Raw genomic sequence first — 25,048 nt, 5'->3', positions numbered from 1 at the left:
TTTGCCGAACAGGATCTTGTCGCCAGCTTTTACAGCCATTGCGATCAGTTCGCCGCTGTCCTTGCGCGCGCCTTCGCCGGTCGATACGACTTCGCCTTCGCTGGGCTTTTCTTTTGCGCTGTCAGGAATGATCAGGCCGCCTGCGGTTTTCTCTTCGCTTTCGGTACGGCGAACCAACACGCGGTCATGAAGCGGTTTCAATGCCATCTTTGCAGCTCCTTGGGCTCAAAGTTTATTTATCCTCCCCCCGCCGGACGGCGAGGCGTTAGCACTCAGGGTATGCGAGTGATAACGACGCATAGCTAGGGGGTCGCAAACGCCGAGTCAACAAGCTGTGATGGAATTTTTTTCGTCGGGCTTCAATCGCCTTGTTCCCAACTATAAGCCCAGTGTTTCAGGCCTTCCTGCCCGGCAGCGGTCAGGCTGTAGACACCCTTCTCGACTTTAGCGAACCAGCCATAGTGGTTCTCCCGCATCAGGCGGGTCGCCCCGGAGACGCCTGTGGCTTTGGCAACCTGGGCCCCTTTGGCGGCACCACCTTCGGCCAGATGCGCCGCGCATTTCAGTGCATCCTGGCGATAAGCAGTGACGATCCCATGCCGCGTGGCCCCACCCGCGTTGGGGTCACCCTCTAACCGATCGAATTCACGCAGCAGCCGCGCGGCCTTTGCTTTGTTTTTGCGCGGCGCATAAGGACCTGGGTCACACTGTACTTCAACCGCACCATCGGCCCGCACGGTGATCAACCCAAGCCCCAACCTGCGGCACAGCGCCAGATTATCCTTCATCGCCCGCCGAGCGCTGCGACCCTTTGGCTTGCAGACGCCGATGTAAACCTGATCCGTCACTTTCAGACGCGTAACGGCCTGATGAAACAGCGACAGCGTGAACCGCAGCTTCAACTCAACGATCACAGGGTCATCCCCTGCGCGCACCGCCACGATATCGGCCGCACCGACCTCACCTTTGACGGTATAGCCCTGACGCTCTAACAGCGCCTTGATGGGGGGATAAAGATCCTGCTCGCGGTCCATTGCCCCATGCTAGGCGATGCCGGCCGATGTGTTCAACCTGTTGATCCGCCTTGAACAGCGCCCTGCACCGGGGCAAGGTTCGCGCAGAGTTGACACAACCGGGATAACACCAATGCGCCTGTTCCTGCTTCTGATCTGCCTGCTTGCTCCGGCCGCGGTACATGCGGCCTGCCAGGGGCGTGATCTGAGGGCCGACCTGTCGCCCAAGATGCAGGCGGAATTGAATCAGGCCGTGTCCGGCATTCCGTTTTCCGAAGGCAACCACTGGATCGCGACCAGGGGCGACACGGTTCTGCATGTGATCGGGACATTGCATACCAACGACCCGCGCATGGATGCGGTGGTGGAACGCCTTACCCCGATGCTTAGCCAGGCAGACGCCTTCTATTTCGAAGTCACCAAAGATGAGATGTCCGCTTTCGAACAGGATCTGGCTAGGGATATGAGCCCCATTTTGATAACGTCCGGGCCGACTCTGATCGACCTTATGTCCGAGGAAGACTGGTCCGCCCTGTCCACCGGACTGGCCGAGCGCGGCATCCCTGGCTGGATGGCTGCCAAAATGCGGCCCTGGTTTCTGAGCATGATGCTTGGCATTCCGCCCTGTCTGGCGCGGGACCCCAACGCCAAACACGGGATGGATGCGCGCCTGACCGATCTGGCCGAGGAATATGACATACCGCAGCAGTCGTTAGAGCGGATTGACGATTTGATGGCCATGTTCGACAGCCACCCCATCGAGAAACAGGTGCAGTCCCTTGTGCGCATGGCCGATGCCTTTGAAGGCGGTGAAGATCAGCTGGCAACCATGGCAAATGCCTACGTCGAGGAAAAACACGGCCAGATCATTCAGCTGGCACGCCTTCAGGGCCGGGACGCGTCCGGTCTCTCGCAAGAGGTATTTGATGCGGAATGGGACGGGTTTGAACAGCAATTACTGGTTGACCGCAACAACAACTGGATGCGGCACATCCTGGGCATCAATAACCAGACTGTCGTCATCGCCGTCGGCGCCGGGCATCTGAGCGATGAGCATGGATTGCTGAACCAATTGCAACAGGCGGGATACACGCTGACGCGGGCTCCGTTCTGATTGGATCGACCGAAATTCAGACGAACCGTCGCAGCGTGATCACTGCCGGGTGACAACCTTTGCAGAGCGCCCTATAAGGCCCGCAAATTTATCATCCGCAGGACGCAGACATGACAACCCTTGTTTTTGGTCACAAATCCCCCGACACCGACTCCACAGGCTCGCCGATCCTCTGGTCGTGGTACCTGAACGAAGTTAAAGGCGAACAAACCGAGCCCGTATTGCTGGGCGAGCCCAACACCGAAGCCGCATTCATGCTACAGCGCTGGGACCTGCCCAAGCCGCGTATCATCAGCGATGTCGAGGCCGACGCACCGGTTATCATCGTCGACACAAACAACCCGGCCGAACTGCCCGCCAGCATCAACAGTGCAGACATCCGCGCCATCATCGACCACCACAAGCTGGTCGGCGGGTTGGAAACCAAAGGTCCGATCGACATCACCGTGCGCGCGCTGGCCTGTACCGCAACGATCATGGTCGATCTGATGGGCGACGACGTCGCCAGATTGCCCGACGCTATCAAAGGCGCGGCGCTGACCTGCATTCTGTCGGACACGCTGGAATTTCGGTCGCCCACCACCACGGCACATGACCGTGAGGTCGCGGAAAAACTGGCGGCCCAACTCGAACTGGATATCCCGGCCTACGCGGCGGACATGTTTGCTGCAAAATCGGATGTGTCCTCGTTCTCGGACGCTGAACTGATCCGTATGGACAGCAAGGAGTACGAGGTCGACGGCACCAAATTCCGTGTCTCGGTTCTGGAAACCACCGCGCCCGACGTCGTGCTGGATCGCAAGGCCAGCCTGGCAGGCTCGATGGTAGATGTAGCCAAGGAAGACGGCGTCGATCAGGTTCTGCTGTTCGTTGTCGACATCCTGAACGAAGAGGCCACTCTGCTTGTGCCAAACGACCTGGTCAAAGGCGTTGCAGAAAAAAGCTTTGGCGCTTCGGTCAATGGTGACGCGGTCGTCTTGCCGGGCATCATGAGCCGGAAGAAACAGATCATTCCGAACCTGAAAGTCTGATCTTTACAGAAAATTGCACGAAGGGCGCCCAATTCGGGCGCCTTTTTTCATGGCGGTCGAGGATTTGCCAGAACCATTGCGATTGATAATCTGCCCCAAGGGTAACCGGTATCAGGTTGGGTCAGACAAGGAAGATGAGCTCTCGTAAATTCAGCACCACGCGGGATATCCTGCGATTTGAAGGCAAAGACAAAGCGGCCTATTGGCGGCGTTTTGCGATGTTGCTGACTTTGTCTGTAGTCATTGCCACGATGGGCATGCTGCGCAATTCCGGCGCGGTGGTCATTGCCGCGATGCTGGTTGCTCCGCTGATGACACCTATTCTGGGCGTCGCTGCGGCCATGGTCATGGGGTGGCTGGCGCGCGCGTTCAACCTGGCCCTGATTGTCTGCTTCGCGGCTGTTCTGTGCGTTCTGATGGCCTGGTTCCTCGTCTATGTAGCGGACGTTCCACGCGGCGTGCTGATACCGGATCAGGTTCTGGCGCGCACGGATCCCGGAACCGAGGACCTGATCGTGGCCCTGGCTGCTGGCGTAGCGGGGGCGTATGTTCAGATTAACCGTTCGGAACTCGGTTTACTGCCTGGCGCGGCGATTGGCGTGTCACTTGTGCCACCACTGTCAGCCTCGGGCATCCTTTTATACTTTGGAGAACCTGCCGAGGCTTATGAGGCAGGTTTACTCTTTGCGACGAACCTCGGGGCGATCATCCTGTCGGCCTGCGCCGTCTACATTGTTTACGCCGCACGCTCTGTCGTGTTCGGAAAAGGCAGACGCAAACTGAATTTTACGGCCAGTGTGGTTGTGACTTTGGCTTTTCTGCCGCTTGTCGTCGTTCAACTTGGGAAGTCTACCTATAACCGGTATCTCGAAACCCGCACCGAAGCTCAGCTGGCGCAAGCCATCCGCGACTGGGCAGACCCCGTTTCGGTTGAAATCATCCGTGTCGACGTCAACGCCAAACGAAAGCACGCCGACTTATGGCTGATTGTCGATCTTTCCATAGAAGCAGCATACAAAGTGTCGTCCATCGTTGGGCTGCTGCCCGAGAACTTGCGGGAAACGCCGCTCATCGACGTCCTTCAGGAAGAGTTGGGCCCCGGCTATCTCGTGGTGGTACGTTTCCAGAATAGGATAGGCGCACAGATCATTCTGGGCACCGAAAACGTTCAACAAGCGCCGGACGTTGAGGAAGTAACCGAAGAAAACTGACGGGCAACTCGACTTGTTCGGACATTTTGCGATACGGGATGGTCAACACAGGAAAGCTTTGCCATAGGTACCACAACGCCGATTTCAGATCCCGAGGTCCCCCATGACGCAGATCATCCACGCGCTTTCCGAAGTATCAGACCGCTACAAGGCGCTGTTCGTTGACTTGTGGGGATGCGTCCACAACGGCATCACAGCCTTTCCCGAAGCCGTCGCAGCCCTGCAAGAATACCGGGCAAATGGCGGGGTCGTCGTTTTGGTCACAAACTCGCCCAAACCCCGCGCGGGCGTGGCCGAGCAGCTGGCGCAGTTCAATGTCCCTGCCGACGCCTATGACACCATCGCCACCAGCGGGGATTCAGCGCGTTCGGCGATGTTCCGCGGGGCCGTCGGCGAAAAGGTCTATTTCATGGGGGAATGGCAACGCGACGCCGGGTTCTTTGAACCCCTGAAATTGCTGCACCACCCCATTCACATCGAACGTGTTCCGCTGGATGAGGCCGAAGGGATCGTGTGCTGTGGCCCGTTCGACCCGATGGCAGACCCGTCGGTCAATCGTCCGGATTTCCTTTATGCCAAGCAGAAGGGCATGAAATTGCTCTGCGCCAACCCCGACATCGTCGTGGACCGGGGCGAGGTCCGGGAATGGTGTGCTGGTGCGCTGGCCAGGCTGTACACCGAGATGGGGGGCGAGAGCCTCTATTTCGGCAAACCCCACCCGCCGATCTATGATCTCGCACGGCGCAGGTTGCAGGAGCTGGGTCAGGATGTCCCGGACGGAGACATTCTGGTGATCGGCGATGGCCCGCATACCGACATTCTGGGCGGCATGGGCGAGGGCATTGATTCTCTGTTTATCTCGGGTGGGCTGGCCGCGGCCGAGACAAAAACGTCGCATCATCCGCACCACGAATCCCTAACCGACTATATTCAAAGAGAAAAAATCAATCCGAATTACACAATCGGTCGTTTGAGATAGTCAGAAAAGACTTGATTTTCTGCGCTTGCGAAGTAATAAAGTTGCCAAACACGGGCGGCTTGCATTGTTTTGTTGCCCAATGGATTCGAGTGAGGGCGACATGTTGGACAATCTTCCGCGCGGAACGATCTGTATTGAAGACATCGAAATGGGCATGACCCGCCACCTGCGTAAGGTGGTGACGGACGAAGATATAGAGATGTTCGCGCAAGTGTCTACTGACCGGAATCCGGTGCATTTGGATGATGACTATGCCCGCGACACGATCTTCGAAGGGCGTATCGCGCACGGGATGCTGACCGCTGGTCTGATCTCGGCCGTGATTGGTGAGCAACTGCCTGGCCACGGCACGGTGTACATGGGTCAGTCGTTAAAATTCCTGGCTCCCGTCCGCCCCGGCGACATGGTTTATGCAGAAGTCAAAGTGATCGACATCGATTTTTCCAAGCGTCGGGTCAAGCTGGATTGCCACTGTTCGGTCGAAGGAAAAAAGGTGCTGGTGGGGGAAGCCATGGTGCTGGCCCCGTCGCGCAAATTCGACTGATCGGGATATCTAATAACTCCAAAAAGGCGCCCATCTGGCGCCTTTTTTGTTCGAAAAATTGTATAATACCGGATTGCAGCCCCAGTCGTCACGTTCGGCGTGACCGCTTTCGCCCTTTCAAAACACCGGATTCCAGAATGATCTCGGACACCAGATGTTCGCGCCGGTAGGCCATGACATGGACGCCGGACACTCCGGCGATTTGCTGAATTTGCTGGATGAGCTCTATACAGATTTTCTTGCCTTCCTCGGCTGGCTTCTCCGCTTTTTCCATCCGTTTTATGACCAGATCAGGAATGTGAATTCCCGGGACATTGCCGCGCATCCAGCGCGCCGCACGCGCGGATGCGATCGGGCCAACACCTGCGATAATGTAAACCTGCTTGTCCAGGCCATTGTCCCGCACCCGTGCCATGAATTTTTCAAATAGCGGAATATCGTAGATGTAATTGGTCTGAATATACTCGGCCCCTGCCTCAACCTTCTTTGCCAGACGTTCAGGACGCCAGTCATAGGGCGGGATACAAGGGTTCTCCGCTGCACCAAGAAACAGCTGAGGTGGTCGCGTAATTTTACGGCCGGACAGAAATGTCCCCTGATCGCGCATAGTACGGATTGTACGCAGCAAAGTCAGGGAATCGAAATCGAATACCGGCTTTGCCCCGGGCTGATCCCCAACACCCACGCCATCGCCAGTCAAACACAACACGTTGCTCACGCCTAACGCGGCGGCACCCAACACGTCACCCTGAATTGCGATCCGGTTCCGGTCACGGCAGGAAATCTGATAGACCGGCGAATAACCTGCGCGCGTCAGCAGCGCACAAATTCCGATTGAGGACATGTGGCAGTTGGCACCCGAAGCATCGGTTGCATTGATGGCATCGGCCACTTCGCCAAGCGGTTGTGCGGCCTGAAAAACATCCTCGGGATCAGCGCTGTCGGGTGGGTTCAATTCTGCCGTCACCGCAAAACGACCCGAGCGCAAAACCCTTTCCAATCGGCTATGAGACACATAGCCTTCTTCCACGGGCACATAGCCCGTGGGCTCGACATCGCTGCGATGTGCACCGCTCATTTCTTCAGCTCCCGGTTTACCGCGTTAGGCGGCTCGGCAGCCAGCGGTGCCGCAGACGGTTCGTTTTTTCGCGCCTCAGGAAATGCCTGCGCCAAGGTCACCCGCGCGGCATCCCTGGCCTCGCGTTCCTTTGCAGCAATTTCCCGGCTGACCCGCAGCCACGAAGATGATCCGCGCAAGGTATGTTCCACCGGCGGCAAAACTTCTTTTATCCTACCCCCTCCATCACGCATGCGACTGGCCCCATCCCAGGCCAAAGCCCAGACGCATTTCATGTCGGGTTTCACCTCACAGAACTCTCCAGGTCGCACTCCGCCGCACGGCCCGTTCCGCAATTGTTTTGGGCAGTTCATCGGACAGGACATACCGGTCGAAGAAAGAACGCATTGCCCGCACATCTTGCAATCGAACAACAGGGTCTTAACGCCTTTTTCGACCAGCGCGATGGGTCGTTCGACACGGTTGTAACCGATCTTTGCGAATACAGGGTCCAGTGCGACCATGCCGCGTTCGACACATTTGTAAATCCACTCGAATGTGCGGGCGCGCCGAATCGCGAACAATCGCAATCGATACATGTTCCTGCCTCCTATGCTGGGTTCATCTGAACCTGGCTAGGCCCCCGATCCGGAGCCTTGAAGATCCTGAAGATCGGGTTTTCAGTCTACACTCAGATTTTTTTTCAAATCAAGCAGTTGCCTGACACAGGCAGGATAAACATGAGCTTACCATCGGCGTTGTCCGGCCTGAGAATAATAATCTGGGGTATTTCGTCGGGCCGCATCCTCAAAATTCAATCTGGCGCTTGAACAAATTTCCCTGCCCCGCTACGCAATCGCTCATGCGCATGATCAGGGATTTCCAGTTTGTCGAGCCTCAAGACCGAGGTGCCAGCGTGGCGATCGGGAATTTTGATGGCGTTCATATCGGCCACCAGTCGGTGATCGAACTCGCACGTAACGCCGCCCCGGATGCGCCATTGGGAGTGCTGACATTTGAACCGCACCCCCGCGAGTATTTTGCGCCCGACGCCCCTCCCTTTCGCCTGATGCGTGGCAATGCCCGCGCGCACCGATTGGAGAAGCTTGGAGTGCAGAAGCTATATGAACTGCCCTTCAATGCGGCGCTGGCCGGACTAACGCCGGAGGAGTTTGCAAGGAACGTCATTTGCGACGGGCTCGGCCTGTCGCACATTGTTGTCGGAGCGGACTTCTGTTTCGGCAAAGGCCGAAGCGGTACTGCGGATGACATGGTTCGCTTTGGGCAGGAAATGGAATTCGGCGTTACCATCGCGCCTTTGATGGAGCGAGCCGAGAATGTGGTCTCCTCTACGGCTATCCGCACCGCCCTGACCGAAGGCCGCCCCCGCAACGCGGCTACGATGCTGGGCCACTGGCACCGGATCGAGGGTGAGGTGATTGGTGGCGAACAGCGCGGGCGTGAGTTGGGCTTCCCAACGGCAAACATGTCCATCGAAGGACTGCACCCACCAAAATTCGGCGTCTACGCGGTACTGGTTGATGTCTTGGACGGCCCGCATCAGGGCAGCTATAACGGCGCAGCCTCGGTTGGAACGCGGCCGATGTTCTACGGCGAAGTACCCAATATCGAGACTTTCCTTTTCGATTTTTCGGGTGACCTCTATGGTGCGACCCTTTCGGTCGGTCTGGTTGAATATCTCCGTCCCGAGATGACCTTTGACGGGTTGGACGGTCTGGTCGCCCAGATGGACACTGATTGCGCCCGGGCCCGAACCCTTTTGGCGGCGCTATGACCACGGACCTGATTGAGCGTGATGGCCTCAGCCCCCGGTTCTGGGAACGCAAACCCCTGACCAAGATGAACCAGCGCGAATGGGAAGCGCTGTGTGACGGCTGCGGCAAGTGCTGTCTGAACAAGCTTGAGGATGAAGACACGGGCGAAGTCGCCCTGACCTGCGTCGCCTGCCGCCTGCTGGACGATGAAACCTGCCGCTGCACCCAATACGACATCCGCCACCAATTCGTGCCGGAATGTATCGTGATGAGGCCCGACAACATTGACGATCACGCCTATTGGCTGCCGCAGACCTGCGCCTATCGGTTGCTGTGGGAAGGCAAGCCTCTTTACGACTGGCATCCTTTGATATCTGGTACGCCGGACAGCGTGCATGCCGCCGGTATTTCCGTCCAGGGACAAACGGTGTCCGAATTCGAAACCCCCATCGAAGAGTGGGAAGACTATATCATCGAGGAGCCCAATTGATGTACTTCGCCTCTGACAATTCCGGGCCGGTTCACCCGCAGGTCATAGCTGCTTTGAACGAGGCCAATCAGGGCTATCAGATGGCCTATGGCGCCGACACCCTGATGAACGAAGTGCGGGATCGTATTCGCGGGGTATTCGAGGCGCCGGGCGCGGCAGTATATCTGGTGGCAACGGGGACGGCAGCGAATTCGCTGGCGCTGGCCACGCTGACCAAACCGTGGGAGACGGTGTTCTGTTCGCCGGTTTCGCATATCCACGAAGACGAATGCAACGCGCCGGAATTCTACTGCGGCGCCAAGCTGACGCTGGTGCCCGGGGGTGACAAGATGACACCCGACGCACTGCGTCGCTCCGTTCAGGCCGAGGAGACACGCGGTGTTCACGGCCCCCAGCGCGGACCGGTGTCGATCACACAGGTCACCGAGCGTGGTTCGGTTTACTCTCTGGCAGAATTGCAGGCGCTGTGTGGCGTCGCCAAGGAATATGGCCTGCCCGTCCATTTGGACGGCGCTCGGTTTACCAACGCGCTGGTCGCACTGAACTGTTCGCCAGCCGAGATGACGTGGAAAGCGGGCGTGGACGCGGTCAGCTTTGGTGGCACCAAGAACGGCCTGATGGGGGTTGAAGCCGTTGTCTTCTTTGACGAATCCAAAGCCTGGGAATTCGAACTGCGCCGCAAACGGGGCGCGCATCTGTTTTCCAAGCACCGCTACCTTTCGGCCCAGATGGCGGCTTATTTGCAGGACGACCTGTGGCTGAATTTGGCACGGCAGGCGAATGAGAACTGCGCCCGGCTGGCAGAGGGTTTGCGCGCCAAAGGGGCTTCGTTTCTGCACGATCCGCAGGCCAACATGATCTTCGCCCAATTCTCACGCGCCCGACACAAGCAACTGCATGAAGCCGGGGCGGTCTATCATCTTTGGGGTGCCGAGTTGGAAGGCGCGGATGATCAGGAAATACTGGCCTGCCGGCTGGTCTGCGACTGGTCCATCGGAACCGACGAAATCGATCGGTTTCTTGCACTTCTATGATCGGACGGTGCACCGCCGTCACGGGCGCGTCTCCGGAAAATCTCTAACCGGAAACTGAGGGCTGGCTGGCCCAGAAGTTCTGGATACATGCCGCCGTGCCTTTCGGATGCGAGATCGGCACCATGTGGCCTGCACCATCGATGACCACGGTCTGAGCATTGGGCAACCGCCGACACAATCCCTGAATCACGGCCGGGATTACCGGGTGCGTTTTTGAGCCGCCAAGGATCAGGACAGGCATGTTCGCGCGATCCAGCATGCCGGGTTTCAGCAATCCATGTGTGTCCTGAAACAGCGCCCCTTCCACCGCGGCGACAACATGAACACCCCGGATCATCGCTGCGCGTTTTTTGTCCGACAAGTCGGGCCAGCACGGGCTGTCATCAGTGCCCCACATTCGGTTGAACGTTCTTGCGGCAAGTTCCATGTCGCCCGCTGCACGGGCCTCGGCGTAGGGTCTGGCATCCTCATCGTGCTGCCGGAGCAAACGCGGCGCATCCTGTGCTGCGATGGCAAAAAACACCGGTTCGATCAGAACGGCGCTACGGACAAGATCGGGAAATTCAACGGCCAGCCGCAAAGCAATCATGCCGCCCATGGAGTGCCCGATCACATCCATTGGCTCGGATAAGTGCTGGGCAGCTGTTTCAGTGACGCGGTCAAAATAGTTGCCCTTCCCGCCCCAGTCCGGGCTGCTTCCATGCGACAGCATATCCGGAGCGATCAGGGTCGCCTGATCGTCAAGGGCTGCGGCCAGTCCAGACCACGCCCCCGAATGCGCCATGGTACAGTGAAGGGCGAGCGTCCTGCGCGCGCCCTCGCCCAACTGCCTTACAAATGCGGGTTGTGACGGTACAGTTTCATCGTTCACCCATTAATCTCCGTCAGGTAATGGTCCAGATCTGCAAGTCGATCCTGCCCCCAGAACCGTTGCCCATCCTCGGTGATGTAGAACGGCGAACCAAATACGCCGCGATCGACGGCTTCTTCCAGATTGGCGGCATAGGTTTCCGCCCCGACCAGCAAGCCGCTGTCAGCAAGGCCCGGATCAAACCCGGCCTGGGACAGGCACTCGCGGATCACGTCATCCTGAGCGATGTCCTTCTCCTCGGCCCAGCAGGCCCGCACGAATGAGTGGACCAGTTTGCCTACGTTGCCCGAGCCGTCCTGAACAGCGGCAATTATCGCGTAGGAAGAGGGCGCTGCGTTGGTGGGCCAATGCGCCGGTTGCAGGTTAAACTCCATGCCGAGGTTTTTCGATTGGCGCAGCAGTTCCTGCGCCCGGTACTCAACTCGTGATATGTGCCGGTCCTTTGGCGGTGTCCCCCCCGTGCGCCCGAACAGTGCCATAATGTCCAGCGGCTTGTAGTTGATCGTCGCATCATGTTTCGCCGCGATCTCTTCAAGGCGCGTGCCCGCCAGATAGGTGTATGGCGAGAGTGTCGCAAAATAGTAGTCAATGTTGGCCATGTGCACTTTCTCCGCAGCGTTATCTTTGCGAGACGGTAAGGCCATGCTAAGCGGTGTCAACATCACGAATCTGTCACATTTGCCATTGCTGCCCGGGGACCTCAGCCGATGCCGACACTTCACGAACCCAAGCTTATCGCTGGGAACGCTAATCTTCCGCTTGCCGATTCTATTGCACGTCGCATGAGCCTGTATCGCGGCGTCGATCAGGGATTGGTCGATGCACGGGTCGAACGGTTCAACGACGGCGAGATATTCGTCGAAGTGTTCGAGAACGTCCGCGGCGAGGATATGTTCATCGTCCAGCCGACCTCGAACCCGGCCAATGACAACCTGATGGAACTGCTGATCATCGCCGATGCGCTGCGCCGTTCGTCGGCCCAACGGATCACCGCTGTGATCCCCTATTTCGGCTACGCCCGTCAGGACCGCCGCACCAAGGCCCGCACGCCGATCAGCGCCAAGCTTGTGGCGAACATGCTGACCGGTGCAGGGATCGAGCGGGTTCTGACAATGGACTTGCACGCCGCCCAGATTCAGGGCTTTTTCGATATTCCGGTGGACAACCTGTACGCCTCGCCAATTTTTGCGCTGGACGTGAAGAACCAGTTCAAGGGGCAGATGGAAGAAATCATGGTGGTCTCGCCCGATGTGGGCGGTGTGGCCCGCGCCCGCGAACTGGCCAAGCGGATCAACGCACCCCTGTCGATTGTAGACAAGCGCCGCGAAAAGGCTGGCGAAGTGGCAGAGATGACCGTGATCGGCGACGTCAAAGACAAGATCTGCCTGATCGTGGACGACATGTGTGACACGGCGGGTACGCTGTGCAAAGCAGCGCAGGTGCTGCTGGATAACGGAGCGAAAGAGGTTCATTCCTACATCACCCACGGCGTCATGAGCGGCCCGGCTGTCGAGCGTGTGACAAACTCGGTGATGAAGTCGCTGGTGCTGACCGACACGATCCAGCCGACGCCCGAGATAAACAATGCCAAAAACATCCGTATCGTGCCGACAGCGCCTATCTTCACGCAGGCGATCCTGAACATCTGGAACGGTACCAGCGTGTCGTCGCTGTTCGAAGACAAAACGCTGACACCGATCTACGAGTCGATGTACCACGGGGATTGATAAGGCTGGCGGAGTGCCTGCCACCCCACCCAAAACGGACGTCTTCCTATTCTCATGTGAACTGCGGAATTATTGAAGGCTGCGTTTCCCGGCAGCCTTTATTTTCTTTTTCTGATGCGCATTTTGAGCGCCGTTCCAAAATACTGCCACGGGTTTCTTTTGGCGTGGTCCCTTTGCCGGATGGCTGTTTGGAGTTTGGCGTGCAATGAGCCGTTGAAACCCAGATCATCTCCCAGTCGTATATTTGGTTCACATTCTGTTGCGTATTCGATCATCGTAGATGCCGCAATGTTTTCAACGATATGTCCAACTTCCTCTAGAGTAAATTGAATACCTTCACCGGGCTGCTGCACTTGCTTCGGCTTTGCGAACACCTCGGAAGTACCAAAGAACTTTTCGGCTAATTTCCGATTGCTTTCTTTGAATTGGTTGTAAAAACCTTCCCGGCGTGGATCAGACAGTTTTGCGACATCCAAAGAGCCGCATCTGGATAGCGTGTCTTTCCACCTGATATTTACGGCGTTAATACCTCCTTCTTCTCTGAGGTATGGTAAGGCCTTGTTTATTCCCCGAAACGCGCGAATTTTTAGATAAGAAAGGCTCTCATTTGAGCTCTCAATCTCATAGGATAAGCTTGGTATCGTCCACCTCAATTGGTAAAGCTGTCAGGAAATCCTTGCGCAAGTCGCCTTGCAAAAAAACCATTGCGGTCATAAACGCGCAATTCCGTGTTCTCTTTACCGAAAGCGCCGGCCCAGAATTCCGCAAGGTTATAGTAGTTATAGTAGTTGCCTTCGGTATCGACGCTGCTCTGGAAATTCTCAATGGCTCCGGTGTTTCCATATTTAACCGCTGTGGAATAAAGGCTTTCTCGCAAATCCCATTGCGGGCGCAAATAGCACAGCACTTTGACACTCTCAAAATTGCCCTCAAAGAGAGACTTGAGCCTTGCAACTTCTTCAGGCTTTTGAATACGGCTATGGAAGTGTTCAGAGGTTATCACCATAGAGTGGTGTTTTTTCGAGGCCTTCGCTATTTCAGCCTGAAATTTTTTCGAAAAGCCCCGGAAGTAACGCTCTTTGTCTTCCAGGGTCATTATCCGATTCGTCTCGGTAAATTCATCAAGAGATGACTGGCAATACGAGACAAGCCTGCGGTTGTTTCCGGATCCGCAAACTTTGCTTAGAAAAACACCCTGTTCGGAAAGCGCTTCTTTATTTGCGTACAACCACTCTTGCAAAAGAGTCGTACCCGTTTTTTCCGTGCCAATATGTAAAAGCAATTTCAAGGGAAGGATCTCCTGGAATTTTAGCGCTTGGGCAGGGCGGCTTTCAGTTGTATCAACTCGGTGCACTTGCAGGCACCAAAGCCATTGAAACTGGGTCTATAGGCGTTCGTTGAATGGTCGTCAATTGTGACACACTTTGATCCCAAGGTAGGGAAAAGAGGCAAGATCAACAACGTTTTCCAGTTGTAATTTCTACCACACTTTTAGTGTCGGGGCCCATAACCAAATGGTCACGGTAGTGGCCAAAACGATTGCCGCGTATTCATCACGAGATGTCCCAGTCATCCTCATGAGCGATCTCGCCAATCGCAGTCCATGCCACACGGATGCGTGCGATACGCGTGTCCGACCATGTCCGGAACACAGCACTGAACCCTTCAAGCGTTATATCCTCGGCCGTCACTTCGGCGCGCAGGGCCGAGGACGTGTCTACATCCCACAGCGACACGCTAATCTGAACCACGGGTGCGGACCGGAAGGGTTGACTGAAGGTAATGTCCGAGCGCCGTTCACGTGCGCCCTCACCGGTCCACATGTCGCCACCATCGGCGAATTCGGAAAACAGCACTGCCTCGCCTTGGTCTATACCAATTGGGTGGGTTCGAAACGTCTTCATTCTGTCGTCTTTATGCTCTAATTCCGAAACCTTACTTCCATGCTTCTGAAAAATCACGACAAAAAACGGCCCCGCAATGGCAGGGCCGTTTCAACTATCTGAATGCTTTGGCCCTTACAGGCTCATATGCGTTCCAAGGGCTTCCATGTCGGCCAGCAGTTTGGCAGCGTCATCGACAATGGTCCGGTCATCGCCATTCAGTGCCGCCTCGTGTGAAGCGCGCGCCTCGGCGATCAGGTCGTCCAATTGCGACCGGGTCACTTCAGCCACCGGGATAGCCTTTTCGGCCAGAACCGACAGGGCATCGCCGTTGATCTGGGCAAACCCTCCGGTGACCAGGTATTCGCTGGTCCCTTCGGGCGCCTCGACCTTAAGGATACCCGGGCGCAGCGTGGTAATCGTGGGGGCATGGTCGGGCATCGCCGTCATGTCCCCGTCCGCGCCGGGAATCTGCACCGCGCTTGCCTGAAGCGAAGCAAGGCTCCGCTCCGGGCTAACGAGGTCAAATTGCATTGTGTTTGCCATCAGGGATACTCCTTAGGCGGCTTCTGCGGCCATCTTCTCCGCTTTGGCGATCACTTCGTCGATGCCGCCAACCATCAGGAAGGCCGCTTCGGGCAAGTGATCGTATTCGCCGGCCACAACGGCCTTGAACGACGCGATTGTGACATCCAGAGCAACCTGAACGCCCGGCGAACCGGTGAAGACTTCGGCCACGTCGAACGGCTGCGACAGGAAGCGTTCGATCTTACGGGCACGGGCCACGGTCAGTTTGTCCTCTTCCGACAGTTCGTCCATGCCCAGGATGGCGATGATGTCCTGCAGCGACTTGTAGCGCTGGAGGATCTGCTGAACGTCGGTCGCAACCTTGTAGTGCTCTTCGCCAACGATGGCCGGGTCAAGCAGACGCGAGGTCGAGTCGAGCGGGTCAACCGCAGGGTAGATACCTTTTTCCGAGATCGCACGGTTAAGAACGGTGGTCGCGTCCAGGTGGGCGAACGATGTTGCCGGCGCAGGGTCGGTAAGGTCGTCCGCAGGCACGTAGATCGCCTGCACCGAGGTGATCGAGCCCGACTTGGTCGAGGTGATGCGTTCCTGCAGGGCGCCCATGTCGGTGGCCAGCGTCGGCTGGTAGCCCACCGCCGAAGGAATACGACCCAGCAGAGCCGAAACCTCGGAACCCGCCTGCGTGAAGCGGAAGATGTTGTCGACGAAGAACAGAACGTCGGTACCGGACTGGTCGCGGAACTGTTCCGCCAGGGTCAGACCGGTCAGAGCAACACGGGCACGTGCTCCGGGAGGTTCGTTCATCTGACCGTAAACCAGAGCCACCTGCGATTCCGACAGGTTGTCCGGCTTAATAACGTTCGATTCGATCATCTCGTGGTACAGGTCGTTCCCTTCACGGGTCCGTTCACCAACACCCGCGAACACCGAGAAGCCCGAGTGCACTTTTGCGATGTTGTTGATCAGTTCCATGATCAGAACGGTTTTACCAACGCCGGCACCGCCGAACAGGCCGATTTTACCGCCTTTGGCGTAAGGGGCCAGCAGGTCCACAACCTTGATGCCGGTTACCAGAACTTCCGACTCGGTCGACTGTTCCGCGAAGGTCGGTGCGGGCTGGTGGATGGCGCGGGATTCGGTCGCTTCAACCGGGCCTTTCTCGTCGATCGGCTCGCCGACAACGTTCAGGATGCGGCCCAGGGTGGCGTTACCAACCGGCACCGAGATCGGTGCGCCCATGTCAATAACTTCGGCACCACGGACCAGACCTTCGGTCGCGTCCATCGCGATGGTGCGCACGGTGTTTTCACCCAGGTGCTGGGCAACTTCCAGTACCAGACGCTTGCCGTTGTTTTCGGTTTCCAGCGCGTTCAGAATTTCAGGCAGCTGATCTTCGAAGTGCACGTCGACGACGGCCCCGATGATCTGTGTGACTTTGCCTTTTGCATTCGCCATATTGTTGTCTCCGGTTTTCTTACAGCGCTTCGGCGCCGGAAATAATTTCAATCAGCTCGTTGGTGATCACGGCCTGACGCGAGCGGTTGAACTGGATCGTCAGCTTGTCGATCATTTCACCCGCGTTACGTGTCGCGTTGTCCATCGCGGACATCCGTGCACCCTGTTCCGAGGCTCCGTTTTCGAGCAGAGCCGAGAAGATCGCGGTCGCAACCCCCTTGGGCAGCAGGTCGGCCAGGATTGCCTCTTCGCTGGGCTCGTAATCGAAGACGGCACCGCTGTCGTCACCCTCGGTGTCCTCGAACGAGGCGGGGATGACCTGCTGAGCCGTCGGGATCTGGGTCACAACGTTCACAAACTTCGAGTAGAAGATCGTTGCAACGTCGAACTCACCTCCGTCGAAACGGGACAGGATGTCCTTCGCGATGTCCTGCGCGTTGGTGTAACCCAGACGCTTGACCTCGCTCAGGTCGATATGCCCAACGAACAGATCGCCAAAATCACGTTTGAGCGCGTCGCGGCCTTTTTTGCCGACGGTCAGAACTTTGATCGTCTTGCCCTTGGCGCGTAGCTCGTCCGCCTTTTGACGGGCCAGCTTGGCGATGTTCGAGTTGAAGCCGCCGCAGAGACCGCGTTCGGCTGTCATAACAACCAGCAGGTGGACATCATCGCTGCCCGTACCCCGGAGCAGCTTGGGGGCGCTGTCGCTGCCCCCGACCGACGCCGCCAGCCCGGCCATCACAGCATTGAACTGTTCGGCATAGGGACGCGAGGCTTCGGCAGATTCCTGGGCGCGGCGCAGTTTTGCAGCCGCGACCATCTGCATGGCCTTGGTGATCTTGCGGGTCGATTTGACCGACTCGATCCGGTTTTTAAGGTCCTTAAGATTTGGCATAAGCCCGCCTCTCCCTTAAGCGAAGGTTGCGGCGTATTCGTCAATCGCAGCCTTGATCTTGTCGGAAGCGTCGCCCTTGATCTTGGGATCTTCGTCGGTGATCCACTGAAGCAGGTCGGCGTGCTTGCCACGCAAGTGTGCCAGCAGGCCAGCTTCGTAACGGCCAACATCGGACACTTCGATCTTGTCGAGGTAGCCGTTGGTACCGGCGAAGATGACGCAGACAATCTCAGCGTTGGTCAGCGGCGAGTACTGCGGCTGTTTCATCAGCTCGGTCAGACGCGCACCACGGTTCAGCAGCTGCTGGGTCGCGGCGTCAAGGTCGGAACCGAACTGCGCAAACGCAGCCATCTCGCGGTACTGAGCCAGCTCCAGCTTAACCGGGCCGGCGACCGACTTCATCGAGTTGGTCTGAGCCGAAGAGCCCACACGCGAAACCGACAGACCGGTGTTCACAGCAGGACGGATGCCCTGATAGAACAGCTCGGTTTCCAGGAAGATCTGGCCGTCGGTGATCGAGATCACGTTGGTCGGAATAAACGCCGAAACGTCACCACCCTGCGTTTCGATAACCGGCAGAGCGGTCAGCGAACCGGCGCCAAAGTCTTCGTTCAGCTTCGCCGAACGCTCCAGCAGGCGGGAGTGGAGGTAGAAAACGTCGCCAGGATAGGCTTCACGTCCGGGCGGACGGCGCAGCAGCAGCGACATCTGACGATAAGACACAGCCTGTTTCGACAGGTCATCATAGATGATCAGCGCGTGGCGGCCGTTGTCACGGAAGTACTCGGCCATCGCGGTTGCGGCATAGGGTGCCAGGAACTGCATTGGCGCCGGGTCGGACGCGGTTGCGGCCACAACGATCGAGTAATCAATCGCACCGGACTCTTCCAGTTTTTTCACCAACTGCGCAACGGTCGAGCGCTTTTGACCGATCGCAACGTAAACGCAGTACAGCTTCTTCGACTCGTCGTCGCCCGCTGCGTCATTGTAGGTTTTCTGGTTCAGGATCGCGTCCAGTGCAACGGCAGTTTTACCGGTCTGACGGTCGCCAATGATCAGCTCACGCTGGCCACGGCCGATCGGGATCATCGCGTCAACCGATTTCAGGCCGGTTGCCATCGGCTCGTGAACCGATTTACGCGGGATGATGCCGGGGGCTTTTACGTCTGCAACGCCGCGCTTGGAGGCGTTGATCGGACCCTTGCCGTCCAGCGGGTTGCCCAGACCGTCAACAACGCGACCCAGCAGTTCGTCGCCAATCGGAACGTCCACGATCGAGTTGGTGCGCTTAACGGTGTCACCTTCTTTGATGTCCCGGTCGGAACCGAAGATAACGACACCGACGTTGTCGCTTTCCAGGTTCAGGGCCATGCCCATGATGCCGCCGGGGAATTCGACCATCTCACCGGCTTGCACGTTGTCCAGGCCGTATACACGGGCAATCCCGTCACCGACGCTCAGCACGCGGCCGATCTCGGCCACTTCGGCTTCCTGACCAAAATTCTTGATCTGGTCCTTCAGGATTGCAGAAATCTCTGCAGCTTGGATTCCCATTTATCCGACCTCTTTCATTGCATTCTGTAGGGAGTTGAGCTTCGAACGGATCGAGCTGTCGATCATCTTCGAGCCCACTTTAACGACAAGACCGCCGATGAGGCTTTCATCAACGGTCGCATTGATTGTCACGGTCTTGCCCACACGCTCGGACAGCGTCTTGGACAGTTTGTCCATTTGGGTTTTGGTCAGCGCCTTGGCGGATGCGACATCGGCGGTCACTTCGCCGCGCTCGTCTGCCAGCATGTCGCGCAGAACCTGCACCAGTTGCGGGATAACAAACAGGCGGCGTTTCTCTGCCATCAAACCCAGCGTGTTGCGCAGGATGGTATGCAGACCCATCTTGTCGGCAATCGCGGTAATCGCGGCTTCCTGCTCGGAGCGCGAAATCAGCGGCGATGCGATCAGGTCGCGCAAATCGGCGCTTTCGGCCAAAGCTGCTGCCAGATCATTGATCCCGGTTTCCAGACCTGCAAGGTCATTATTCTCTTTGGCGATCTCAAAGATCGCTGTGGCATAGCGCTCGGCAATGCCAGTGGAAATCGAAGCTGGTTCGGACACGTCCACCCTTCCGATATTTGAGGCCCCGAATGTGTGTAGCGGCCGCTACCCGGGGCGTGAGGAAACCCCGTCCATAAAGGGCGGGGATCAAAATCACCGGGGATGTAGCAGAGGTGAACCAACCTCGCAATATAGTATAGTTATTACGAGGTTATCCACAAATCTTTTGAATTCAATAACTTACACGAAGTGCGACCCTTTGAGCCGGGCAGACCGATTGAAAAATGTTACGAAAGTGTAGGTTTTTACGATTCCTGTGACCTATTTCCCTCAATTTTCACGGTTTCACGCGGGTAAACAGCGTGATGCCATTAGGCAGGCTTTAAAAGACCATCCAATGCTTTGATCGGACGGCGCTCAGCGTCCTTTGTAACGTTGCCGCTGGGTGGGCGGATATGTTTCGTCACCTCGACCATCAACACGCCCCCCGCCATAATCGTTGGCAAGCGCTGCCCCGTTTTCTCAATCAGGTTGCCTGATTTTAACCAGAACCGCCGGAAGGACGGCGGCAGATACAGGGCTGAGCAGTGCTTTTCTGGAATGAAGTGATGCGCCTTGAGCTGGCTTTCCAATTGTGACGCCGAATATGGCCGCCCGAACCCGAACGGCGTCCGGTCTGAGCGCGACCACAACCCGGTACGGTTCGGGACGACAAACAGCGCACGACCACCGGGACCAAGCACCCGCCAGCATTCGTCCAGCAACTCGCTGGGGCGGCTCGACGTTTCCAACCCATGCATCACGACCAGCTTGTCCACATGGCCCGTTTCAACTGGCCACATCGTCTCTTCCGTCAGGACCGAGACATTGGGCATCCCGGCAGGCCACGGCATCACGCCTTGTGGCCCTGGCATCAGGCCGATCACCCGCCGAGCATCAGCCAGATAGGGCCGCAGCAGAGGCACTGCAAAACCGAAACCAGCCACCGTTTGACCTTTGGCTTCGGGCCACAAATCGATCAACCGCCCGCGTATCGCGGCCTGCGCCGCTCGCCCCAACGTGCTGCGGTAGTAGAAATTTCTAAGATCCTGCACATCAAGATGCATTGCGGACACCCGGTCAATCGGCTTAGCTGAGCGCAGTCTAGCAATGAAAGGGCAAAAGGCCATGCCTCTTGAGATCGTAACCGTTCCATGTCTCAGCGATAACTACGCTTTTTTGGCGCATGATGCCGCCAGTGGTCAGACGGCGCTGATCGATGCGCCCGAACCCGGTCCGATTCTGGCCGAACTGGAGGCCCGCGGCTGGACACTGTCCCACGTCCTGTTGACTCATCATCATTGGGATCATGTGGATGGGCTGGCCGGCATTCTCGAAAGACACCCGGCCAAGGTTATTGGTGCGGCTGCCGACGCGCACCGCCTTCCGCCACTGGATCAACAGGTGAGCGAAGGCGACACCTTCGAAATCGGCGGCGAGCCGGTTCAGGTCTTGGATGTCTCTGGCCATACCGTTGGACATATCGCTTTCTACATGCCGAAAAGCGCGGTTGTGTTCACAGCAGACAGTCTGATGGCCTTGGGATGTGGCCGCCTGTTCGAAGGCACGGCACCACAAATGTGGGCCTCTCTTAGCAAACTGGCCGCCCTTCCCGACGAAACAATCGTGTGTTCTGGTCACGAATACACACAATCCAATGCCAAATTCGCTGTAACGGTCGATCCGAACAACGCCGCGCTGCAGCAGCGTGCGGCCGATATCGATCGCGCTCGGGCCGCCGGAGAGCCCACGGTTCCGTCGACTCTGGCGTTGGAAAAGGCCACAAACCCGTTTCTGCGCGCGACTGACCCCGTGATTCAGGCCCATTTGGGCATGGAGAATGCTGACCCCGTAGCGGTTTTTGCGGAAATAAGGGCTAGAAAAGACCGTTTCTAGTGCCTATTTCACGCTCTTCACGGCCACGGTCACAGGAAATGTGACTGTCAAGTGAAAGAAAACCCTTGAAGCCGCGCCACGATCAACCAAACTCTAATAGTATGAGGACATGGTTGGATGGGGTTCCGGCCGAAGCCTGCCCCCCCTTCGACCCAAGACAGAGGAGCACCCGCGTGCCTTCATTCTCGAGCACATTAGAACAAGCCATTCACGCGGCCCTGGCGGCGGCGAATGAACGGCGGCATGAATTCGCAACGCTGGAGCATCTGCTGCTGGCGTTGCTGGAGGAACCCGACGCCATCCGCGTCATGAAAGCGTGCAGTGTCGATCTGGACGAATTGCGCGGCACTCTGGTCGAATTCATTGATGAAGATCTTTCGAACCTTGTCACCGATATCGACGGGTCCGAGGCCGTACCGACGGCCGCTTTCCAACGCGTGATTCAACGCGCGGCCATTCACGTACAAAGCTCGGGCCGAACCGAAGTAACCGGGGCCAACGTTCTGGTCGCCATATTCGCCGAACGCGAAAGCAACGCGGCCTATTTCCTGCAGGAACAGGACATGACCCGTTACGATGCGGTGAACTTCATCGCGCATGGTGTGGCCAAAGACCCTGCCTATGGCGAAAACCGCTCGGTATCCGGTGCGGATCAGGTCGAAGAAGAAGTTCCTCCCAACGCTGGTGAAGGCGAACAAAAAGAAAGCGCGCTGGGGAAATATTGCATTGATCTGAACGCTAAGTCGCGCGCAGGAGAAGTTGACCCGCTCATTGGCCGCGCCGATGAGGTCGAGCGCTGCATCCAGGTGCTCTGCCGCCGCCGCAAGAACAACCCGCTGTTGGTGGGCGACCCTGGCGTGGGCAAAACCGCTATCGCCGAAGGTCTGGCGCACAAGATCGTTGCCGGTGAAGCACCTGATGTGCTGTCCGAAACCACGATCTATTCGCTGGACATGGGCGCACTGCTGGCAGGTACACGTTACCGAGGTGACTTTGAGGAACGGCTGAAGGCGGTCGTGACCGAGTTGGAAGATCACCCCGACGCCGTCCTGTTCATTGATGAAATCCACACCGTGATCGGTGCCGGTGCCACCTCGGGCGGCGCGATGGATGCATCAAACTTGCTGAAACCTGCCTTGCAGGGCGGCAAGCTGCGCACCATGGGCTCGACGACGTATAAGGAATTCCGCCAGCACTTTGAAAAGGACCGCGCCCTGTCGCGTCGGTTCCAGAAGATCGACGTGAACGAACCTTCGGTCGAGGATAGTGTGAAAATCCTGCGCGGCCTGAAGCCCTATTTCGAAAAGCACCACGAGATCAAGTACACGGCGGATGCGATCAAAACCGCCGTGGAGCTGTCGGCGCGGTATATCAATGACCGCAAACTCCCGGACAAGGCGATCGATGTAATTGATGAGGCCGGTGCCGCGCAGCATCTGGTCGCGGAAAGCAAACGCCGCAAAACCATTGGTGTGAAGGAAATCGAGGCGGTTGTCGCCAAGATTGCCCGCATCCCTCCCAAGAATGTCACCAAGGACGATGCCGAAGTTCTGAAAGATCTCGAAGCTTCGCTGAAGCGGGTGGTGTTCGGTCAGGATGAGGCCATCGAAGCGCTGTCCAGCGCGATCAAGCTGGCGCGTGCGGGTCTGCGGGAACCTGAAAAGCCAATCGGCAACTACCTGTTCGCCGGCCCGACCGGTGTGGGTAAGACCGAGGTGGCGAAACAGTTGGCGGATACGCTGGGTGTTGAACTGCTGCGCTTTGACATGTCCGAATACATGGAGAAGCACGCGGTTTCCCGCCTGATCGGCGCGCCTCCGGGCTATGTCGGGTTTGACCAGGGCGGTCTGCTGACCGATGGCGTGGACCAGCATCCGCATTGTGTGCTGCTGCTGGACGAGATCGAAAAGGCACATCCGGATGTGTTCAATATCCTGCTTCAGGTCATGGACCACGGTGAACTGACCGACCACAACGGCCGCACGGTGAATTTCCGCAACGTGGTGCTGATCATGACGTCGAACGCGGGCGCGCAGGAACAGGCCAAGGCCGCCATCGGCTTTGCCCGTGATCGTCGCGAAGGTGAAGATACCGCCGCGATTGAGCGCATGTTCACGCCGGAATTCCGCAACCGTCTGGATGCGGTGATCTCCTTCGCGCCGCTGCCGAAAGAGGTCATCCTGCAAGTGGTCGAGAAATTCGTCCTGCAACTGGAAGCACAACTGCTGGATCGCAACGTGACCATCGACCTGACGCCCAAAGCAGCCGAATGGCTGGCGGACAAAGGCTATGACGACAAGATGGGTGCGCGCCCGCTGGGCCGCGTCATCCAGGAGCACATCAAGAAACCTCTGGCCGAGGAATTGCTGTTCGGAAAACTGGCCAAGGGTGGTGTGGTCCGCGTTTCGGTCAAGAAAGGTGAGTTGGATCTTGAAATTCTCGGACCGGATCAGCCGCGTATCCCGGGGGACAAACCTCCGTTGCTTACAGCGGACTGAATGCGCGCCATTCCAATAGTCTTGTTTGCGCTCGCTGCCGACCCGGCGGCGAGCGATTTTCTTTTGCGCCAGCCAATCGACTGTGTGTTGGGTGAAACCTGCTATATCCAGAACTATTTAGACCATAACTCTGCGCAGGGGAAGGCTCAGGATTTTCGATGTGGCGGGCTGGCCTATGACGGACACATGGGTACAGACTTTGCTCTGCCGACCCTTTCCGATCTTGAAAACCGGGTCACTGTTCTGGCCGCCGCAAGTGGCGTTGTCACTCATATCCGGGATGGCGTCACCGATGGCGGGACCGATCAGTTTCCTGCAGGCCAGGATTGCGGCAACGGGGTTCTCATCACGCATGAGGACGGCTGGGAAACGCAATACTGTCACATGCGGATGGGATCAGTCCAAGTAGCGCCCGGTGAACGTGTTGAAGCAGGCGCAGCGCTGGGGGAGGTCGGGCTCAGCGGCAATACCCAATTTCCGCATGTCCACCTTTCCGTCCGAAAGGATGGACAGCCGATCGACCCTTTCGCCCCGCAGGGCGACGACGATTGCAGGGTGCCCAACCAGACCCTGTGGGAAACCCCCATCGACTATGTCGCCGGTGGCCTGCTTACGGTGGGGTTTTCCGACGTGGTGCCGGAATTTGATGACGTTCAGGCCGGAACGGCAGAGCGAAGCGTTCTGACTCAGAAGGCTGATGCGATTGTCCTGTTTGGCCACGCCTTCGGCAGTCGGAAAGGCGACATTTTGCGACTGGAAATCTCTGGCCCCCAAGGGACGTTCCTGACCGAGGACCTAGTTTTGGACAAGCAGCAGGCACAGGTTTATCGCGCTGCAGGTCGGCGCCTTACCCTACCGAACTGGCCTGTTGGACCTTATCGGGGCCACGTCACCATGATCCGCGACGGGCAGGCAATCAGTCGCAAATCCGTCACCATCACGGTGGAATAACA

Annotated in this window: 27 protein-coding genes; 12 read left to right on the top strand and 15 right to left on the bottom strand. The window is 57.6% G+C overall.

Translation table 11 applies throughout. The annotated features are described in order from the left end of the window. A partial coding sequence (locus tag GOX66_RS16100; RefSeq protein WP_170763760.1) for a co-chaperone GroES occupies nt 1–207 on the bottom strand: 207 nt, incomplete at its 3' end. Nucleotides 208–359: 152 nt separating this feature from the next. Further along, nucleotides 360–1,034, bottom strand: a complete 675-nt coding sequence (locus tag GOX66_RS16095; protein ID WP_170763759.1) for a DUF2161 domain-containing phosphodiesterase — start codon at nt 1,032–1,034, stop codon at nt 360–362. A gap of 112 nt (nt 1,035–1,146) precedes the next feature. On the opposite strand from GOX66_RS16095, the gene GOX66_RS16090 reads away from it, so the two are divergent. From GOX66_RS16090 to GOX66_RS16070, 5 genes are all read left to right on the top strand, one after another. After that, on the top strand, nt 1,147–2,127 hold the full coding sequence (locus GOX66_RS16090; RefSeq protein WP_170763758.1) for a TraB/GumN family protein: 981 nt from the start codon (nt 1,147–1,149) through the stop codon (nt 2,125–2,127). 110 nt (nt 2,128–2,237) lie between these two features. Beyond that, the gene (locus GOX66_RS16085; protein ID WP_170763757.1) at nt 2,238–3,158 is read left to right on the top strand and encodes a manganese-dependent inorganic pyrophosphatase; all 921 of its coding nucleotides are present in this window, start codon (nt 2,238–2,240) and stop codon (nt 3,156–3,158) included. 134 nt (nt 3,159–3,292) lie between these two features. Beyond that, a complete protein-coding gene (locus GOX66_RS16080; protein ID WP_170763756.1) occupies nt 3,293–4,369 on the top strand; it encodes a DUF389 domain-containing protein in 1,077 nt (358 codons plus the stop codon). A gap of 103 nt (nt 4,370–4,472) precedes the next feature. Then, nucleotides 4,473–5,348: an HAD family hydrolase gene (locus GOX66_RS16075; protein WP_170763755.1), complete on the top strand. Its 876-nt coding sequence runs from the start codon at nt 4,473–4,475 to the stop codon at nt 5,346–5,348. 100 nt (nt 5,349–5,448) lie between these two features. Continuing rightward, on the top strand, nt 5,449–5,892 hold the full coding sequence (locus GOX66_RS16070) for a MaoC family dehydratase (protein ID WP_170763754.1): 444 nt from the start codon (nt 5,449–5,451) through the stop codon (nt 5,890–5,892). 88 nt (nt 5,893–5,980) lie between these two features. Here GOX66_RS16070 and GOX66_RS16065 read toward each other — a convergent pair whose 3' ends face one another. Next, entirely contained in the window at nt 5,981–6,970 is a 990-nt protein-coding gene (locus GOX66_RS16065; protein ID WP_170763753.1) for a methylenetetrahydrofolate reductase, read from the bottom strand. Further along, nucleotides 6,967–7,548, bottom strand: a complete 582-nt coding sequence (locus GOX66_RS16060; RefSeq protein WP_170763752.1) for a methylenetetrahydrofolate reductase C-terminal domain-containing protein — start codon at nt 7,546–7,548, stop codon at nt 6,967–6,969. Before GOX66_RS16060 ends, GOX66_RS16065 begins: the two co-directional genes overlap by 4 nt. Nucleotides 7,549–7,811: 263 nt before the next feature. Between GOX66_RS16060 and GOX66_RS16055 the strand changes: the two genes are divergently transcribed. Genes GOX66_RS16055 through GOX66_RS16045 form a run of 3 tightly spaced genes read left to right on the top strand, consistent with a single transcriptional unit; the run spans nt 7,812 to nt 10,248 of the window. Further along, complete coding sequence (locus GOX66_RS16055) at nt 7,812–8,744, top strand: bifunctional riboflavin kinase/FAD synthetase (RefSeq protein ID WP_170763751.1); 933 nt, start codon at nt 7,812–7,814, stop codon at nt 8,742–8,744. Next, nucleotides 8,741–9,214 carry a YcgN family cysteine cluster protein gene (locus tag GOX66_RS16050; RefSeq protein WP_170763750.1) on the top strand — a complete coding sequence of 158 codons (474 nt, stop codon included), beginning with the start codon at nt 8,741–8,743 and terminating at the stop codon, nt 9,212–9,214. Before GOX66_RS16055 ends, GOX66_RS16050 begins: the two co-directional genes overlap by 4 nt. Continuing rightward, entirely contained in the window at nt 9,214–10,248 is a 1,035-nt protein-coding gene (locus GOX66_RS16045) for a threonine aldolase family protein (protein WP_170763749.1), read from the top strand. Before GOX66_RS16050 ends, GOX66_RS16045 begins: the two co-directional genes overlap by 1 nt. Nucleotides 10,249–10,291: 43 nt before the next feature. Here the strand turns inward: GOX66_RS16045 and GOX66_RS16040 are convergent, their stop codons facing one another. Next, the gene (locus GOX66_RS16040; protein ID WP_336509491.1) at nt 10,292–11,119 is read right to left on the bottom strand and encodes an alpha/beta fold hydrolase; all 828 of its coding nucleotides are present in this window, start codon (nt 11,117–11,119) and stop codon (nt 10,292–10,294) included. Further along, nucleotides 11,116–11,718 (bottom strand): 2-hydroxychromene-2-carboxylate isomerase, encoded by a 603-nt coding sequence (locus tag GOX66_RS16035; RefSeq protein WP_170763748.1) that lies wholly within the window; start codon nt 11,716–11,718, stop codon nt 11,116–11,118. The genes GOX66_RS16040 and GOX66_RS16035 overlap by 4 nt, the downstream gene beginning before the upstream one ends. Before the next feature lie 108 nt (nt 11,719–11,826). Here GOX66_RS16035 and GOX66_RS16030 point away from each other — a divergent pair, with 108 nt between their 5' ends. After that, the gene (locus GOX66_RS16030) at nt 11,827–12,846 is read left to right on the top strand and encodes a ribose-phosphate pyrophosphokinase (RefSeq protein ID WP_170763747.1); all 1,020 of its coding nucleotides are present in this window, start codon (nt 11,827–11,829) and stop codon (nt 12,844–12,846) included. 98 nt (nt 12,847–12,944) lie between these two features. On the opposite strand, the gene GOX66_RS16025 is transcribed toward GOX66_RS16030, so the two are convergent. The 9 genes from GOX66_RS16025 to GOX66_RS15985 form a co-directional block, all read right to left on the bottom strand. Beyond that, the gene (locus GOX66_RS16025) at nt 12,945–13,322 is read right to left on the bottom strand and encodes a hypothetical protein (RefSeq protein WP_170763746.1); all 378 of its coding nucleotides are present in this window, start codon (nt 13,320–13,322) and stop codon (nt 12,945–12,947) included. Nucleotides 13,323–13,495: 173 nt separating this feature from the next. After that, the gene (locus tag GOX66_RS16020) at nt 13,496–14,134 is read right to left on the bottom strand and encodes a hypothetical protein (RefSeq protein WP_170763745.1); all 639 of its coding nucleotides are present in this window, start codon (nt 14,132–14,134) and stop codon (nt 13,496–13,498) included. 265 nt (nt 14,135–14,399) lie between these two features. Next, the gene (locus GOX66_RS16015; protein WP_170763744.1) at nt 14,400–14,750 is read right to left on the bottom strand and encodes an H-type lectin domain-containing protein; all 351 of its coding nucleotides are present in this window, start codon (nt 14,748–14,750) and stop codon (nt 14,400–14,402) included. A 114-nt stretch (nt 14,751–14,864) separates the two neighbouring features. Then, nucleotides 14,865–15,275: a F0F1 ATP synthase subunit epsilon gene (locus tag GOX66_RS16010; RefSeq protein ID WP_170763743.1), complete on the bottom strand. Its 411-nt coding sequence runs from the start codon at nt 15,273–15,275 to the stop codon at nt 14,865–14,867. Nucleotides 15,276–15,287: 12 nt separating this feature from the next. Beyond that, nucleotides 15,288–16,712, bottom strand: coding sequence for a F0F1 ATP synthase subunit beta (gene atpD / locus GOX66_RS16005; RefSeq protein ID WP_170763742.1), 1,425 nt, complete (start codon nt 16,710–16,712; stop codon nt 15,288–15,290). Nucleotides 16,713–16,731: 19 nt separating this feature from the next. After that, the gene (locus GOX66_RS16000; protein ID WP_170763741.1) at nt 16,732–17,607 is read right to left on the bottom strand and encodes a F0F1 ATP synthase subunit gamma; all 876 of its coding nucleotides are present in this window, start codon (nt 17,605–17,607) and stop codon (nt 16,732–16,734) included. Between the two features lie 15 nt (nt 17,608–17,622). Next, a complete protein-coding gene (atpA, locus tag GOX66_RS15995; RefSeq protein WP_170763740.1) occupies nt 17,623–19,161 on the bottom strand; it encodes a F0F1 ATP synthase subunit alpha in 1,539 nt (512 codons plus the stop codon). Beyond that, complete coding sequence (locus GOX66_RS15990) at nt 19,162–19,722, bottom strand: F0F1 ATP synthase subunit delta (protein WP_170763739.1); 561 nt, start codon at nt 19,720–19,722, stop codon at nt 19,162–19,164. It abuts the gene before it with no gap. 311 nt (nt 19,723–20,033) lie between these two features. Continuing rightward, entirely contained in the window at nt 20,034–20,768 is a 735-nt protein-coding gene (locus GOX66_RS15985; protein ID WP_170763738.1) for a class I SAM-dependent methyltransferase, read from the bottom strand. A 61-nt stretch (nt 20,769–20,829) separates the two neighbouring features. Between GOX66_RS15985 and gloB the strand changes: the two genes are divergently transcribed. The 3 genes from gloB to GOX66_RS15970 all read left to right on the top strand — a co-directional run bounded on the left by gloB (nt 20,830) and on the right by GOX66_RS15970 (nt 25,046). Next, nucleotides 20,830–21,597, top strand: a complete 768-nt coding sequence (gene gloB, locus GOX66_RS15980; protein ID WP_170763737.1) for a hydroxyacylglutathione hydrolase — start codon at nt 20,830–20,832, stop codon at nt 21,595–21,597. Nucleotides 21,598–21,770: 173 nt separating this feature from the next. Further along, on the top strand, nt 21,771–24,095 hold the full coding sequence (gene clpA / locus GOX66_RS15975; RefSeq protein WP_170763736.1) for an ATP-dependent Clp protease ATP-binding subunit ClpA: 2,325 nt from the start codon (nt 21,771–21,773) through the stop codon (nt 24,093–24,095). Further along, nucleotides 24,096–25,046: a M23 family metallopeptidase gene (locus GOX66_RS15970; RefSeq protein ID WP_170763735.1), complete on the top strand. Its 951-nt coding sequence runs from the start codon at nt 24,096–24,098 to the stop codon at nt 25,044–25,046. Nucleotides 25,047–25,048 lie beyond the last annotated feature (2 nt).

The organism is Ruegeria lacuscaerulensis (assembly GCF_013031245.1).
Taxonomy (GTDB): Bacteria; Pseudomonadota; Alphaproteobacteria; order Rhodobacterales; family Rhodobacteraceae; genus Ruegeria; species Ruegeria lacuscaerulensis_C.
This window is presented reverse-complemented; position numbering and strand designations above follow the sequence as displayed.